The sequence below is a fragment of the Neogemmobacter tilapiae genome, assembly GCF_014652215.1.
Classification (GTDB): domain Bacteria; phylum Pseudomonadota; class Alphaproteobacteria; order Rhodobacterales; family Rhodobacteraceae; genus Neogemmobacter; species Neogemmobacter tilapiae.
Window position 1 is genome coordinate 502,118 of the sequence record NZ_BMYJ01000001.1, and the last position, 13,861, is coordinate 515,978.

14 protein-coding genes are annotated in these 13,861 nt (G+C 61.5%); 3 read left to right on the forward strand and 11 right to left on the reverse strand.

What is annotated here, in order from left to right; translation table 11 throughout:
• Positions 1-50: 50 nt before the first annotated feature.
• The 10 genes from IE095_RS02540 to fabD form a co-directional block, all read right to left on the reverse strand.
• A complete protein-coding gene (locus IE095_RS02540) occupies positions 51-992 on the reverse strand; it encodes a formylglycine-generating enzyme family protein (RefSeq protein WP_189410011.1) in 942 nt (313 codons plus the stop codon).
• Between the two features lie 144 nt (positions 993-1,136).
• Positions 1,137-2,312 carry an endolytic transglycosylase MltG gene (gene mltG / locus IE095_RS02545; RefSeq protein WP_189410013.1) on the reverse strand — a complete coding sequence of 392 codons (1,176 nt, stop codon included), beginning with the start codon at positions 2,310-2,312 and terminating at the stop codon, positions 1,137-1,139.
• Positions 2,312-3,574, reverse strand: a complete 1,263-nt coding sequence (gene fabF, locus IE095_RS02550) for a beta-ketoacyl-ACP synthase II (protein WP_189410015.1) — start codon at positions 3,572-3,574, stop codon at positions 2,312-2,314. Before fabF ends, mltG begins: the two co-directional genes overlap by 1 nt.
• A gap of 92 nt (positions 3,575-3,666) precedes the next feature.
• Positions 3,667-4,209 (reverse strand): peroxiredoxin family protein, encoded by a 543-nt coding sequence (locus IE095_RS02555; protein WP_189410017.1) that lies wholly within the window; start codon positions 4,207-4,209, stop codon positions 3,667-3,669.
• A gap of 11 nt (positions 4,210-4,220) precedes the next feature.
• Positions 4,221-5,258, reverse strand: coding sequence for an NAD-dependent epimerase/dehydratase family protein (locus IE095_RS02560; RefSeq protein ID WP_189410019.1), 1,038 nt, complete (start codon positions 5,256-5,258; stop codon positions 4,221-4,223).
• The gene (locus tag IE095_RS02565; RefSeq protein ID WP_189410021.1) at positions 5,255-5,848 is read right to left on the reverse strand and encodes a TetR/AcrR family transcriptional regulator; all 594 of its coding nucleotides are present in this window, start codon (positions 5,846-5,848) and stop codon (positions 5,255-5,257) included. Before IE095_RS02565 ends, IE095_RS02560 begins: the two co-directional genes overlap by 4 nt.
• Positions 5,849-6,048: 200 nt before the next feature.
• Positions 6,049-6,282 (reverse strand): acyl carrier protein, encoded by a 234-nt coding sequence (locus IE095_RS02570; RefSeq protein ID WP_189410023.1) that lies wholly within the window; start codon positions 6,280-6,282, stop codon positions 6,049-6,051.
• A 172-nt stretch (positions 6,283-6,454) separates the two neighbouring features.
• Positions 6,455-9,088, reverse strand: coding sequence for a DUF4344 domain-containing metallopeptidase (locus IE095_RS02575; RefSeq protein WP_189410025.1), 2,634 nt, complete (start codon positions 9,086-9,088; stop codon positions 6,455-6,457).
• 59 nt (positions 9,089-9,147) lie between these two features.
• A complete protein-coding gene (gene fabG / locus IE095_RS02580) occupies positions 9,148-9,885 on the reverse strand; it encodes a 3-oxoacyl-[acyl-carrier-protein] reductase (RefSeq protein ID WP_189410142.1) in 738 nt (245 codons plus the stop codon).
• A gap of 79 nt (positions 9,886-9,964) precedes the next feature.
• On the reverse strand, positions 9,965-10,897 hold the full coding sequence (fabD, locus tag IE095_RS02585; RefSeq protein WP_189410027.1) for an ACP S-malonyltransferase: 933 nt from the start codon (positions 10,895-10,897) through the stop codon (positions 9,965-9,967).
• Between the two features lie 163 nt (positions 10,898-11,060).
• Between fabD and IE095_RS02590 the strand changes: the two genes are divergently transcribed.
• A complete protein-coding gene (locus tag IE095_RS02590) occupies positions 11,061-12,260 on the forward strand; it encodes a cytochrome b/b6 domain-containing protein (RefSeq protein WP_189410029.1) in 1,200 nt (399 codons plus the stop codon).
• 57 nt (positions 12,261-12,317) lie between these two features.
• Here IE095_RS02590 and IE095_RS02595 read toward each other — a convergent pair whose 3' ends face one another.
• The gene (locus tag IE095_RS02595; protein WP_189410031.1) at positions 12,318-12,893 is read right to left on the reverse strand and encodes a YceI family protein; all 576 of its coding nucleotides are present in this window, start codon (positions 12,891-12,893) and stop codon (positions 12,318-12,320) included.
• Between the two features lie 280 nt (positions 12,894-13,173).
• On the opposite strand from IE095_RS02595, the gene rpsF reads away from it, so the two are divergent.
• Positions 13,174-13,593 (forward strand): 30S ribosomal protein S6, encoded by a 420-nt coding sequence (gene rpsF, locus IE095_RS02600; RefSeq protein ID WP_189410143.1) that lies wholly within the window; start codon positions 13,174-13,176, stop codon positions 13,591-13,593.
• A gap of 30 nt (positions 13,594-13,623) precedes the next feature.
• Positions 13,624-13,851 carry a 30S ribosomal protein S18 gene (rpsR, locus tag IE095_RS02605; RefSeq protein WP_189410033.1) on the forward strand — a complete coding sequence of 76 codons (228 nt, stop codon included), beginning with the start codon at positions 13,624-13,626 and terminating at the stop codon, positions 13,849-13,851.
• The last annotated feature ends 10 nt before the right edge of the window (positions 13,852-13,861 follow it).

Sequence of the window (13,861 nt, forward strand, 5' to 3'; positions counted from 1 at the left end):
CAGCAAGGCCATCCGAATCTAGAACTTACTCTCAAAAGCAGTACCCATGATCAATATCCCCCTGCATTTAGTTCTTTAATTACTCTAAATCCGACATATTTCACCCTTGAGTCTGCGTCTGTTGGTGCTCGCCAAGCAACCCGCAGGATGTCTACTGGGGATGCGAAGTCACCACCACGCAAAGTGCGACGACATGACTTCTCAATAGTTGTCAGCCACTCGCTGCTTAGTTTCAGGTTGAGTAAACGCTCTGTGTAGCACGACATTGTAACTTCCATCACGTTGCCAGACATATGCCGCAGGCCCCAGTTATTTGCAGCATCCAATTCACCAACAGGCACAGGCATTCCACGCTCCAACAAATCGGGCCGATCCTCTAGCATCACGACCTGAGTAAGCTGTTTGGAAAAGTTGGCTTGTTGCGGCGTAACCGTTTCACCTTGTGCGAAGGGCGTGGTTGTTCTTGCCCTCGCCGCGTATTCCCACTCTGCCTCGGTCGGGAGGCGATAACCGTTGGACCCTGTTTTTTTATTCAGCCATTCCACGTAGGTCAGTGCGTCATCATAGGACACACGGATCACCGGAAAACTGCCACCCAATTCAACTTCGATTGGGTTGGGCCCACTTTGGAGCATGATTTTTGACGGCGCATAGCCATTGCAGCCACCATCCGCGACACACACCATCCATTCATCATAAGTGACCTCATTTCTTCCCATAGCGATGGGTATGTCGATGATCACTTTGTGCTGGGGGCCTTCGTCTTCCTTCTTGTATGGATTTTCGGGATTGCCCGAGTAGTAGGTGCCATCCCCAGCCAAGCGTCGCCGAAACTCACCATCCGGCGCACCCATCATGAATTCGCCCAAGGGCAATTCCACCATTTCCGGGCAAACATCGCAGTCGCGGAAAACGTCCAGCGGTTCAGCAAAACTCTGCGGCGCGCAGAAAAGAAAAATGCTCCCTAGGATGGCGACCTTGGTCTTCGACATGGATACCACTTCCCCTCCGGCGATGCCGACAAACCACCTGTAGGGTGTGTGCTTGCACGCACCACTTTTCATCGCAAAACATTCAAAAAGTAAAATATAAACTCAAAATCAAACGCTTACCACGCATTTCACGCGTGAAAAACCTCACTCCCCCTGAACGCCACCCTCGTCCACCTGCCCCGCCGCAGCCTCAATGGCCCGCCATTTTTCGACGTTCCGATTGTGGTCTTCCAAGGTCGTCGCAAAGGCGTGCCCCCCGGTCCCATCGGCCACGAAGTACAGGAAATCGGTCGTGTCCGGGTTCAGCGCGGCCATGATCGATTCCCGCCCCGGGTTCGCAATCGGGGTCGGCGGCAACCCGTCGATCACATAGGTATTATAGGGCGTTTCCCGCCGCAGCTCGCTCTGCCGCAGCCCCCGCCCCAGCGATCCCTCGCCCTTGGTGACCCCATAAATCACCGTCGGGTCCGTCTGCAACCGCATCCCTTGCCGCAGCCGGTTCACGAAAACGCTGGCCACCTGCGGCCGCTCGCTGGCGACCCCAGTTTCCTTTTCCACGATCGAGGCCATGATCAGCGCCTCTTCCGGCGTTTCATAGGGCAGATCCCCCGCTCGGGCCTCCCAAAGCTCCGCCAAGGTCGCCGCCTGCTTGGCGGTCATTTCGGCCAGCAACGCCGCCCTGTCACCGCCCCGGTCCACCTCATAGCTCCCCGGCGAAAGGCTGCCCTCGGGCGGCACATCCGCCACCTCGCCCGCCATGAAGCTGGCCTGCGACAGGGCATTCACAACCTGCCAGCTGGTCACCCCCTCGGCCAGCGTCACCCGGAACCGCAGATCCGGCGCATCGGCCACCTCGGTATATTCCGTCGGAACCTCGCCCGCCGGATCAAAGGCCACCACTTCGACAAAATTCTCCGTCGCCGGGTCCAGCTCGCGCAGTTGAACTTCCGCGGCGACCACCCCGATCCGCAGGTTCACCTCGCGCCCACAGGTCGAAGCCCCGCCCTGCGTCATCGCCCCCAGAACCTCGCCCATCGAGGCACCAGGCTGTACCAGATAGCTGCCGAATTTCAGCGCCTCGGCCTGACCGGAATAATCCGCCCCGATCCGGAAAATCCGCGCGTCGGAGATCACCCCTTGCTCGGCCAGCCTTGCACTGACCTTGCTCAGGCTATCCCCCCGCTCCACCCGCACACAGACCGCATCGGCCAATGGCCCCGGCCCGCGAAATTCCTGCCGCCCCCAGGCGATGATCCCCGCGACCACCACCAGCACGATGATGAACATCGTCAGCGCATTCGAGGCGACAGAACGCCACATCAGTCTTTCACCCGCCCGAGAACGACGCTCGCATTCGTGCCGCCAAAGCCGAACGAGTTCGACAGCGCGATGTCGATTTTCCGCTTCACCGCTTTGTTCGGCGCCAGGTCCAAACGCGGCGCGACTGCCGGATTGTCCAGATTGATCGTCGGCGGCGCCACCTGATCGCGGATCGCCAGAATGCAGAAGATCGCCTCGACAGCCCCTGCCGCCCCCAACAAGTGCCCAATCGACGACTTCGTCGAGGACATCGTGGCTTTGTCTGCCGCATCGCCCATCAGTCGCTCCACCGCGCCCAGTTCGATCGTATCGGCCATCGTGCTGGTGCCGTGGGCGTTGATGTAATCGATCTGGTCCGGCGTCACGCCCGCCCGCGCCAGGGCGGCCTGCATAGACCGATAGCCGCCATCCCCATCCTCGGAGGGGGCCGTGATGTGATAGGCATCGCCTGACAGGCCATAGCCCAGCACCTCGGCATAGATCTTGGCCCCCCGTGCTTTCGCGTGTTCGTATTCCTCCAGCACCACCACGCCCGCGCCTTCGCCCATGACAAAGCCATCGCGGTCGGCGTCATAGGGCCGACTGGCCTTGGTCGGATCATCCGCCCGTTTCGTCGACAACGCCTTGCAGGCGTTGAAACCCGCAATCCCGATTTCGCTGATCGGCGCCTCAGCCCCACCGGCCACCATCACATCGGCATCGCCCCATTGGATCAGCCGCGCCGCATCGCCAATGGCATGGGCGCCTGTTGAACAGGCCGTCACCACCGCATGGTTCGGCCCCTTGAACCCGAAACGAATGCCCACCTGACCGGAAATCAGGTTGATCAGACTGCCCGGAATAAAGAACGGTGAAACCCGTTTCGGCCCCTTCTCCTTGATCAGCACCGCCGTTTCAGCAATCGAGGTCAGCCCCCCGATGCCCGAGCCAATCATCACGCCCGTCCGCAGCTTTTCTTCGTCCGAAGGATTGTCCCAACCCGCATCCCGCACCGCCTGAATGGCGGCGGCCATGCCATAAAGGATAAAGTCATCCACCTTGCGGCGGTCCTTTGGCTCCATCCAGTCGTCCGGGTTAAAGGTGCCGTTGCTGCCATCGCCAAAGGGAATCTCGCAGGCGTATTGCGTCACCACGTTCGTCGTATCGAACCGCGTGATCGGCCCAGCCCCCGATTGGCCCGCCAACAGGCGCGACCAGGTTTCCTCGACCCCCGAGGCCAAAGGCGTAACCATTCCCAGACCCGTGACAACAACCCGACGCATGCAGACAGCCCCTTCAGACGTTAGACCGTTGGACTGATACACGCCCCAAAGCCGCCGCGCAACCAAGCGGCAGCGGCGCGGGCCATATCCTGCTAGGGGCCCTTTGCAGCAAAGGCGTCGATCACCGCCAGATCCAGATGATCCCCCGCATCCTTGCCATAAAAGCAATGGGCCAGCCGCCCGGTTTCATCCAACAGGAAATCGGCCGGCACCCGATGCACCGGCCCGTTCGTCCGTCCCGGCAGGAACCCTTTCGCCATCGCCTGACCCACGACTGACAGCCGCGCACCGCCCCGCAGGAACCCCAGCCAACTGGTTTCCACACCATAGCTTTTGTAAAACGCCATGCGCGCATCCGGCACCATCGGAAACGGCGCATCCTGTCGCCCGACATAGCGCCGCATTTCACGCGGTGGGGACTGGAAGACCGCAATCACCTCCAACCCCTTGCCCTGCCATTCCGCATGACGCCGAATGACCGCGTTGATCCGCATGTTGCACAAGGGGCATGAGGCATAGCGGTAAAACGACAGCAACACCTTTCGTCCCCGCAAGGCCGTCACGGAAACCGGCTGGTCGAAAAGATCCATCGTTTCAAAGGCGGGGGCCATCTGCCCCACAACAAGTCTGGTCATTTTGTTTGCTTTCAGTTCGCTGTGGCCGGGATTGCCTGATTCAAGGCAGGCCAACGGAAGCCGTCCTTCCGCCGTTCCGCCACCGATTCCGCCACCGCCTGACGCCAATCCCCCTTGGGCGCATAGCCCAAAGCATCGCGCGCATGGTCAATCGGGCAGTTCCAATCCTCGCTGACATGAACAATGGACCGTGTCAGGAACGGGGTGGGTGTCGGCAAAGCCTCCATCAATCGGCCAAAGACATAGCCCGACCAATAGGGCGCATGCAGCAAGGGGGCCGGAACACGCGCTTCCCGGGCAATATGGCTGATGACCTGGCGGATGGTCGGCAAAGCGCCCGAATGGATGTTGAAACTTTCATAGGGCTGCAACCCTTCAACCGTTGCCGCCAAGGCGAAAGCCTGCCCCATGTCTTCGGCCGTCACCAAGGGCATCCGCGCCCGGGCCATCCCCAGCCAAGGCACCAACCGTGTTTTCAGGCGGGGGATGATCGCCGGAACCAGACCCAGGCTGTTGCCCTGCCCCACGAAATGGCCAAGCCGCATGTTGAAGGTCCGGAACGACGGGCTGGCCATCTCTTGCATGCGCCGATCCACATCAATCAGCGCATCGACATGCGGCCAGAAACCCGTCTTGCGCGAGGGTGCAAAATCATCAATCGCCGATCCCTTCGACCCCCGATCCGCCACAGCGACGGTCGAGGCCAAAAGGAACCGCCCTACGCCCGCCTTCTGGCCTTGTTCCAGCAGGTCAAGGGCCGGGGTCAGGAACAATTCGCGTTCCTGTTTGGCATGACCCCAAAAGGCCCCCCAGGTCCCCGCATGGCAAACCGCGTCAACGCCCTGCACCACCGCCGCGCGATAGCCCGCATCGGTCAGATCCCCCAAACGCACCTCACCGTGAAAGCCGTCAGGCAGCTTGCTGCGGTCACGGCAGGCGGCCACGGCTTCAACCCCCTGATCGCGCAAAGCCCCAAGTATCCGACGCCCCAGAAAACCTGTCGCCCCCGTCACCAAAACCCGTGTCACCGCAGGATCGCGCTGTTTCATCCTTGAACTCCCTGTTGGGCTTGGCTTGCAGCCAGCCGATCAATCTGCGCCAACACCTCGGCCACGACTTCGTCGATGAAACCGGCCTCGCCGGTCGCATGCGCCATCATCGCCGCACCTTCCAGTTTCACCAGAAGCATCCGCCCTTGCGCCCCGGCTTGGCCCGGCTCCAGCCCCAGCGCTTCGAACTGCTGCCCCGCCCAGGCCGACATGCCCCCCAGCACCGCCCCCATCCGCAGCCCCAGGGAACCCGGCTCTTTGCGCAGTTGTGCGGAAAGCGTTCCAATCGGGCAGCCAAAGCGCATCAACCCTTCCCGATTGCCCAGCACAAAGCCAACAAAAGCCCGCAGCGCCGCTTGCGGCCCGCCTGCAGCTTCGAACCCGACCACGCAGACCGCCATCTGGTCCTCCATCCGTTCCACGATCGAGGCCACCATGTCGTCCCGCGTCTTGTAATAGTAATAGAGCCCCCCCAACGGCATTCCCGCCGCTTCGGCCACATGCGCCAAGGTCAGGCCCGACAGCCCGGATTGATAGGCCACCCGCACCGCCGCATCCTGCAATTCGCCCCGTCTGTCTGACCTTGCCATTTTCGCCTCCATTTATAAGTAAGAAAACTTACTTAATTCTGAAAGTCAAGCCTGCCTTTGGAAATCCTTCCGCGGCCGCCGGTTCAAGCGAAGGCCCCAAAGGGGCCCGAGCGCGAACCGCCCCCCGTTTCAAATGCGCAAAAGAAAACGGCGCCGGCCTAAGGGGCCGACGCCGTTTCAAATTCAAACCGAAAGACGGATCAGGCGGCTTTCGAGATAAAGCCCACTGCATCGCCGAAGGTCTGGATGGTTTCGGCGGCATCATCCGGAATCTCGATCCCGAATTCTTCTTCAAACGCCATCACCAGTTCCACGGTGTCCAGGCTGTCTGCGCCCAGATCGTCGATGAACGATGCGTTCTCGGTCACTTTCTCGGCTTCGACGCCCAGATGCTCGACGACGATTTTCTTCACGCGCTCTGCGATGTCGCTCATGTCCGTTCCTCGCTTTGTGCCGGGCTTATGCTCGGCCTTTGAATACCATCCCCAAGGCACACACCCCAAGGCCGCTGCTGCGCCATGTTAGCGCCCCAGCAGGATCGCGCCGCCTATAGCACAGTCTTGACCGCAGACAAGCCATTTCACAAGCCTGTTGTCGCATCCTCGCCTATTCCAGCGGCAGGGCATTGGCTACCCAGGCCTCTTCCCCACCCCGATACCACAGCACCGAAGCATAACGCCCCAGCGCCGCGGCGCGCAGCGCACCATTGTAAGATGATCGGTCATTCGGCCCATTGCCGAAAAAGATCAGATGAACGCCGGTGTTGCCGCCCGTCACCTCGTTCAGCCAGCCGTCGATGTTTGCTTGGAACGTATCCGTCAGACTGCCGTCCCGCCCGGCCAAAGGTTCGATCAAGGCGCCCGGCAGGCTTTGCCCTTCGCCCCGCGTGTCGATCAAGACCCACTGCTGCCCGTCGTCGGTCAACAGCGTCGCCACGTCCTCGGTCGTCACGATCCGGGCGGTCGCATGGCCGTTCGGCGTCGGCCCCCGGCCCGGCGCTGGAAACAGAACCCGCGTCACCGGAACGCCCATATCGGCCAGTTCGTCAAAGGGTTGCGCGCCGGTAGCGCCCCCTGTTTGCCCCCCCGCCTGCCCTTCCACGAATGGCGCGGTGCTGGCCCCTAGATTGCCCTGGCCGCTGACCGTGCCGCCTGTGCCCGTCGCCTGTTGCGCCGTCCCTGCCGCATAGCCGCCTTGCGTGCCCATCTCGATATCTGAAATCATCACGATCAGATATTCGATCAGGTCATAGCACATGGTGACCGAGCCTTCGCTGGGGCTATACCAAGCGTTCAACTCGCCGCAATCCTTGAAGATCACCGGAATGTCGCGCGGCAGAGCATAATCGGCGGACAAGCCGTCAAGATAGCCTTGGAAGGTCCCCGAATCCCCGATGATGGTCTTGACGAAATTGCCCACCTGACGGCTGGAGGGCTCAAACTGCGCCACCAGCTTGGCCCCCGGCGCGTCGCGCCCCAACATTCCCTCGGGATAATACTCACTGACCCGCGTATGCGGCGCCAGAATTGTCCGCCAGGCACGGTTCTGCTTGGTGAACTCCTCGCCACAGCGCGACAGCGTGCGTTCATCCATATTGACCGCCTCGGCAATGCCGCCGAACAGGCCCGGATTGCCGCCATAGATCACGCAATAGGTATTGCGGAACCGCTTTAGATCCGCCGTATGCTCATCCTGCCACGGCACGCCCGACTGACCCTGCTGCTCGGCCATCATCCCGCTGTAATACCATTGCAGGGCCGCATACAAAGCCATGTCTTGGTTGATCTTGTTCGCCTCGGCGCTGCCGCCGTCCAAGGCCCCCGGCGAGGAAATCCTGAGCGCCGAGAAAATATCCACCGCATCCTCTTCTGGCCCGGTCGAGGGCAATTGCAACTCGCCGATCAGCGCGTGGCCGAACTCATGCAGGAAAATGCCCGTCAGAACCCCCAGATAGGTCGAGGTGATCCGCCCCGATTCGCCGTCAAACATCGGCAGGGGCCCACCGCCATCACCCGAGGCCGCCGCCACCTCGCCCGTGCCAGTCTGCTGCTGGATGTTCGACACATGAAAGCCCGAAACAAAGAACCGCCCCGGATTATAGGCGACGACACCGATTTCCGTGCCCTGGGCGGGATGCCCGTCAATCTGGCCCAGAACCTGCCCGTTCACCTGAAACTGCACCGAACCTGGGAATTCCGAAAGTGAGACGATGTCGGAACCGTCCATTTTGGCCACACCATTCAGGCGTCCGATTTCCTGCACATCGCTGCCAACAAAGCAGGTCAGCACAGCGTTCGCCTGCGCCGTGATTTCGCCCAGACAGGAATTGCCGTTGTCGCGGTTCTGGATCATCAGCCCAAAGGTCGAACTGGCGATGTCTTCCGCGCTCATCTGTTCGGTCGGGTAAAACGCCCCCTGCACGGAACTGACCCGCCCGTTCTGGTCGGCCCAGCCGACATCGACCACATAGCCAAAGGTATCGTTCTGGGCGCCCGCGTTTTCCAGCACGAACCAGCCGTCTTGGGTATAGGCCGACCAGCCTTCACGGACGGGCTTTGTCGCCACCACATCGGCAAAGGGCTGACCCATAATCCGCGCCACTTCGGGATCACCCGCCCCGGTGGCTTGCCCCCCCGTTCCCAGCCCGCCCCCTTCGGCAGGCACGTCAAAGATGGCAAAATCGGCCACCGCAAACTGCCCCCGGTCATAGGTCATGAGGCCGATGTCGGCGCCCAAGGCGGCAGAGCCCGCGATTTCGCCGATCACCTGCCCGTTCACACTGAACTGGGCCGCGCCCGGAATTTCCAGCACTTCCAGAACGTCCGAACCATCCATCCGGGCGACGCCTGTCACATTCGCGATGGTGTTCGACTGACCATTCTCGTTGCAGAACAGCACGGCGCTGCCGCCCACCGTCACCTCGGCCACGCAGATCGCCCCGGCCTGCGGGTTTTCAAAGACGATGCCCGTGGCCGCTGTGCCCTCATCGGCCTGCATTGCCACATTGACCTGCGTCACGCGCCCCGAGTCTGGCGCTTGGCCCGCATTCACCGAAAGGACCAGTTCCGCCCCATCCTGATCATTGCGCAGGATGAACCATTCCCCTTCGACCGAACCCGACCAAGACCCCGTGATTCCGGTCTCGGCCACCCCGGCCAAGGGGCCCAGCATGGTTTCATGATCGGCAAGGGCCGGGCCACCCAGGGCCAGCAAAGAGACGGCAAAAAAGAATCGGGTCATCGAAAAGCCTCCACAACAATGAAGGGCCGTCCCCACGGCCCGCCGCCGCCGTCACACCCCTACATCATGGCCATACCGCCGTTCACGTGCAAGACTGTTCCGGTGACATAACCCGCCTCAAGACTGGCAAGATACAGCACCGCCGCCGCGATTTCTTCGGATGTGCCCATCCGGCCTGCGGGAACCTGCCCCAAAATCTTGCCTTTCTGTTCGTCGTTCAGCTTGTCGGTCATCGCCGTGGTGATGAAACCCGGGGCAACGCAGTTCACGGTGATTCCCCGGCTTGCGACCTCGGCCGCCAAGGATTTCGACATACCGACCATCCCGGCCTTGCTGGCCGCATAGTTGCCCTGCCCGGCATTCCCCGTCGCCCCCACGACGGACGAAATGTTTACAATCCGCCCCCAGCGCGCTTTCATCATGCCGCGGATCACCCCCCGGCACAGCCGGAAGGTTGAGGTCAGGTTCACGTCGATCACCGACTGCCATTCCTCATCCGACATACGCATGAACAGATTGTCCTTGGTGATGCCCGCATTGTTCACCAGCACATCCACCGACCCCATCACCTCGGCCGCTTGTTTCGGCAAAGCCTCCACCGCCGCCGCATCCGACAGGTTGCAGGTCAGCACATGCGCCCGCGAACCCAGTTCCGCCGCCAGTTCCTCCAAAGGCCCCAACCGCGTGCCCGAAAGCGTCACCGTCGCCCCCGCCTGATGCAGCCCCCGCGCAATCGCCGCCCCGATCCCGCCCGAAGCCCCGGTCACCAGCGCATTCTTACCCGTCAGATCAAACATCTTGCCGTCCTTCTGTCTCATTCATCTTGCCAAAAATACCTCGGGGGGCGCGGGGGGCTGGCCCCCCGCCTTGGCCCGATTAAAGCGCCTTCGCCGCCGCCACATCCTCCGGCGTTCCGACCGCCCGCAAGGTTGCCGCTTCCACCGTCCGCTTGATCATGCCCGAAAGCGCCTTTCCGGCCCCCACTTCCCAGTATTCCGTCACCCCGGCACGCTCCATCCACATAACCGATTCCCGCCAGCGCACCGAACCTGTCACCTGCGCCACCAACAGCGCCCGGATCCGGTCCGGTTCTGTCACGGCTTCGGCCCGCACATTGGCCACCACGGGCACGCGCGGCGCAGAGATCACCACCCCCGCCAGCGCCTCGGCCATCACATGGGCGGCGGGCTGCATCAGCGCGCAATGGAAAGGTGCGCTGACCGGCAGCAAGAGCGCCCGCTTGGCCCCCTTGGCCTTTGCAATCTCCAAAGCCCGCTCCACTGCGCCCTTATGCCCCGAAACCACCACCTGCGCGGGGTCGTTGTCATTCGCCGCTTGGCACACCTCGCCCTGCGCCGCTTCTTCGGCCACCGCCGTCGCCCCGGCGAAATCCAGCCCCAGCAGCGCCGCCATGGCCCCCACGCCCACCGGCACCGCCTCTTGCATGGCCTTGCCACGAATGCGCAGCAGACGCGCCGTATCGGCCAAACCGATCGCCCCCGCCGCACAAAGCGCCGAATATTCCCCCAAGGAATGCCCCGCCACAAAGGAGGCCATTTCCAGCCCCATCCCTTCGGCCTCCAAAGCCGCCAGCGCCGCCATCGACGTAGCCATCAGCGCGGGCTGTGCGTTCTGCGTCAGCGTCAGTTCGGCAATATCGCCTTCCCAGATCAGGCTGGACAGCTTTTCATCCAAAGCCTCATCGACCGCCTCAAAAACCGCCCGCGCGGCCGGATAAGCCTCGGCCAGCGCGCGCCCCATGCCGATGGTCTGCGCCCCTTGCCCCGGAAATACGAATGCACGGCTCATCGCGCGCCCCCCTTTTGCTCTTGTTCACCCGGAATAAGCGCAAGCCCCGCCTCTTGGCAATCATCCCCCGCACAACAAATGTGCGCCGACCCCGCGAAGGTTTTACCTGCCCCGCGCGTAACAGCATGGTAATCCGCCCTCAAACAACCACCCGAAGGTTCCCATGCCCACGCAAAACACCACACAAAGTTATGGCAGCGTTGCCCGCACCTTTCACTGGCTGACGGCCCTTTTGATCCTGTCCGCCATCGGTCTTGGCCTTTATGCCGAAAGCCTGCCCTATGACACGGGCGAGGCTTTGGCCGCCAAGGCCCAAGTCTTTTCCCTGCATAAAACGGTCGGTATCGCCGCCTTTTTCGTGGCTCTGGCCCGCATTCTGTGGGCTTTCACCCAACCCCGCCCCACCACCTTGCACCCCGACCGCAAACTGGAAACGCTGGCCGCCGAATTCGTGCATTGGTCGCTTTATGCCGCCATGCTGATCGTGCCCCTGTCGGGCTGGATCACCCATGCCGCCACCACCGGCTTTGCGCCGATCTATTGGCCCTTGGGGCAGGATCTGCCCTTGGTTCCCAAATCTGAATCCGTCGAACATGCCGCAGGCTTTGCCCATTGGCTGTTCGGCAAAGTGCTGATCGTCAGCCTGATCCTGCATGTGGCCGGTGCCATAAAGCATGTGGTCATTGACCGCGATGCCACCCTTTCCCGCATGGTCACAGGCCGCAGCGCCGGGCCGGAACACCCCGCCCACCACCACCGCGCGCCCATGTTTGCCGCCTTGGCACTTTACGCCGCAGGAACCGCCGCCGCGCTGTCGATGACGGGCGAGGCCCCCGCCCCGCAGGCCGAACAGGCCGCAGCACCCGCCGCCACCACCGGCAACTGGCAGGTCGCTGAGGGGACTTTGGACTTTTCGATCCGCCAGATGGGGTCCGATGTGACCGGCAACTTTGCCAACTGGCAGGCCGAAATCCGTTTTGACGATGCCGCCACCACCGAAAGCCGGGGCAAGGTTGTCGTCACCATCGACACCACCTCGTTGACGCTTGGTTCTGTCAGCGATCAGGCCAAGGGGCCCGAATTCTTTGATGTCGCCACCCATCCCAAGGCCATCTTTACCGCCGATCTTTTGGCACAGGCCGATGGAACTTATCTCGCCAAGGGCGAACTTGATCTCCATGGGATCAAAGCCCCGCTCGACCTGCCCTTTGCCCTGACGATTGACGGCGACAAGGCCATGATGACCGCCACCACCACGCTGGACCGCCGCGATTACCAGATGGGGGCCGCCTACCCCGACGAATCCTCGGTCGGTTTTGTGGCGACGGTCACGGTCAACCTCACCGCCAACCGCGTGAAGTAAAAAAAGGGGCCGCCTGGAACATCCGGGCGGCCCGACACTCGTTACACTGGGAAAGTCTTATTCGGCCTTTTGCGCCTCGACCGAGATTTCCACCTGCACTTCATCGCTTATGAAGGGGGTGAACATGCCCAGATTGTATTCCGAACGCAGCAGGGTCGTCGTCGCGCTGAAACCAGCCCACGGCAGTTTCGCCATCGGATGCTCGCCCGCTTGGTTCAGCGTCGCATCCAGAACCACCGATTTCGTCACGCCATTCAGCGTCAGGTCGCCGGTGATTTTCGCGGTCTTTTCGCCGGTCACTTCGATGCCGGTCGAGGTGAAGGTCACCATCTCATCGTCCGTTGCATCGAAAAAGTCTTTCGACATCAGGTGATCGAAACGTTCCTGCCAGCCGGTCAGCATGGTTTTCACCGGGAAGGACACCGTCACCGAGGACGCCGCCGGATCGGCCTGATCAAACTGGATTTCGCCCGCAAAGCCCGAGAACATGCCATAGCCGGTCGAATAGCCGAGGTGATTATAGCTGAACACAATCTGGCTGTGGCTGCTGTCCAGCGTGTATTTTTCCGGTGCGGCAAAGGCCGGCAGGGCAATCAGGCTGGCCAGCAGGGCCGAGGTCGCAAGGGTTTTCATTCGTCTCTCCTAGGGTTTCGGGACTTGTGCCCGTCTCAGACCCTTGGCAAATCAACATAAAACGCGATTCCCGCAATTCTGCACCTGCGAACAGAACCTGTTTGCCAGCGAACGCCCCTCACGCATATGTCAGGGAATAGGAAATCCGCTTGATCCCCCAGCCCCCATCTGTATAAGGCCCCATCCCGCCGTTCATCTTTTTGACCGGCGCACTCCCTCGTGGACAGACCTGGCGGGGTTGGTTTGTCCGGTGAAAGGCGCCTTGAACAAGGAATGCTACATGCCGCTTTACGAGCATGTCTTCATTGCGCGTCAGGATCTGTCCAACGCGCAGGCCGAAGGGCTGATCGAACATTTCTCCACGGTGATCGCGGACAACGGTGGCAAAATCGTTGAAAACGAATACTGGGGCGTCAAGACGATGGCCTACAAGATCAACAAGAACCGCAAGGGCCACTATGCCTTCCTGAAATCGGATGCGCCTGCCGCTGCCGTTCAGGAAATGGAACGCCTGATGCGCCTGCATGACGATGTCATGCGCGTTCTGACCATCAAGGTTGACACGCATGCCGAGGGCCCTTCGGTCCAGATGCAAAAGCGTGACGAGCGTGAGCGTGGCGATCGTGGTGACCGCGACGGGGGTGGATTCGGTGGCGGTGAACGCCGCGAACGTCCGTCCTTCGGCGGCGACCGTCGTTGATAGCTGGCATCAGGAAAGGCTTGTAAAAACATGGCTACCAAACCGTTTTTCCGTCGCCGCAAAGTTTGCCCCTTCTCGGGCGACAATGCTCCGGCGATCGACTACAAAGACACCCGCCTGCTGCAACGCTATATCAGCGAACGCGGCAAGATCGTGCCGTCGCGGATCACCGCCGTCTCGGCCAAAAAGCAGCGCGAACTGGCAACGGCGATCAAACGCGCCCGTTTCCTGGCGCTTCTGCCCTACGCCGTGAAGTGAGGGGGATGAA

Coding starts and splice junctions, on each gene's coding strand:
- IE095_RS02540 (WP_189410011.1), bottom strand. CDS start 992: ATGTCGAAGACCAAGGTCGCCATCCTAGGGAGCATTTTTCTTTTCTGC.
- mltG (WP_189410013.1), bottom strand. CDS start 2,312: ATGTGGCGTTCTGTCGCCTCGAATGCGCTGACGATGTTCATCATCGTG.
- fabF (WP_189410015.1), bottom strand. CDS start 3,574: ATGCGTCGGGTTGTTGTCACGGGTCTGGGAATGGTTACGCCTTTGGCC.
- IE095_RS02555 (WP_189410017.1), bottom strand. CDS start 4,209: ATGACCAGACTTGTTGTGGGGCAGATGGCCCCCGCCTTTGAAACGATG.
- IE095_RS02560 (WP_189410019.1), bottom strand. CDS start 5,258: ATGAAACAGCGCGATCCTGCGGTGACACGGGTTTTGGTGACGGGGGCG.
- IE095_RS02565 (WP_189410021.1), bottom strand. CDS start 5,848: ATGGCAAGGTCAGACAGACGGGGCGAATTGCAGGATGCGGCGGTGCGG.
- IE095_RS02570 (WP_189410023.1), bottom strand. CDS start 6,282: ATGAGCGACATCGCAGAGCGCGTGAAGAAAATCGTCGTCGAGCATCTG.
- IE095_RS02575 (WP_189410025.1), bottom strand. CDS start 9,088: ATGACCCGATTCTTTTTTGCCGTCTCTTTGCTGGCCCTGGGTGGCCCG.
- fabG (WP_189410142.1), bottom strand. CDS start 9,885: ATGTTTGATCTGACGGGTAAGAATGCGCTGGTGACCGGGGCTTCGGGC.
- fabD (WP_189410027.1), bottom strand. CDS start 10,897: ATGAGCCGTGCATTCGTATTTCCGGGGCAAGGGGCGCAGACCATCGGC.
- IE095_RS02590 (WP_189410029.1), top strand. CDS start 11,061: ATGCCCACGCAAAACACCACACAAAGTTATGGCAGCGTTGCCCGCACC.
- IE095_RS02595 (WP_189410031.1), bottom strand. CDS start 12,893: ATGAAAACCCTTGCGACCTCGGCCCTGCTGGCCAGCCTGATTGCCCTG.
- rpsF (WP_189410143.1), top strand. CDS start 13,174: ATGCCGCTTTACGAGCATGTCTTCATTGCGCGTCAGGATCTGTCCAAC.
- rpsR (WP_189410033.1), top strand. CDS start 13,624: ATGGCTACCAAACCGTTTTTCCGTCGCCGCAAAGTTTGCCCCTTCTCG.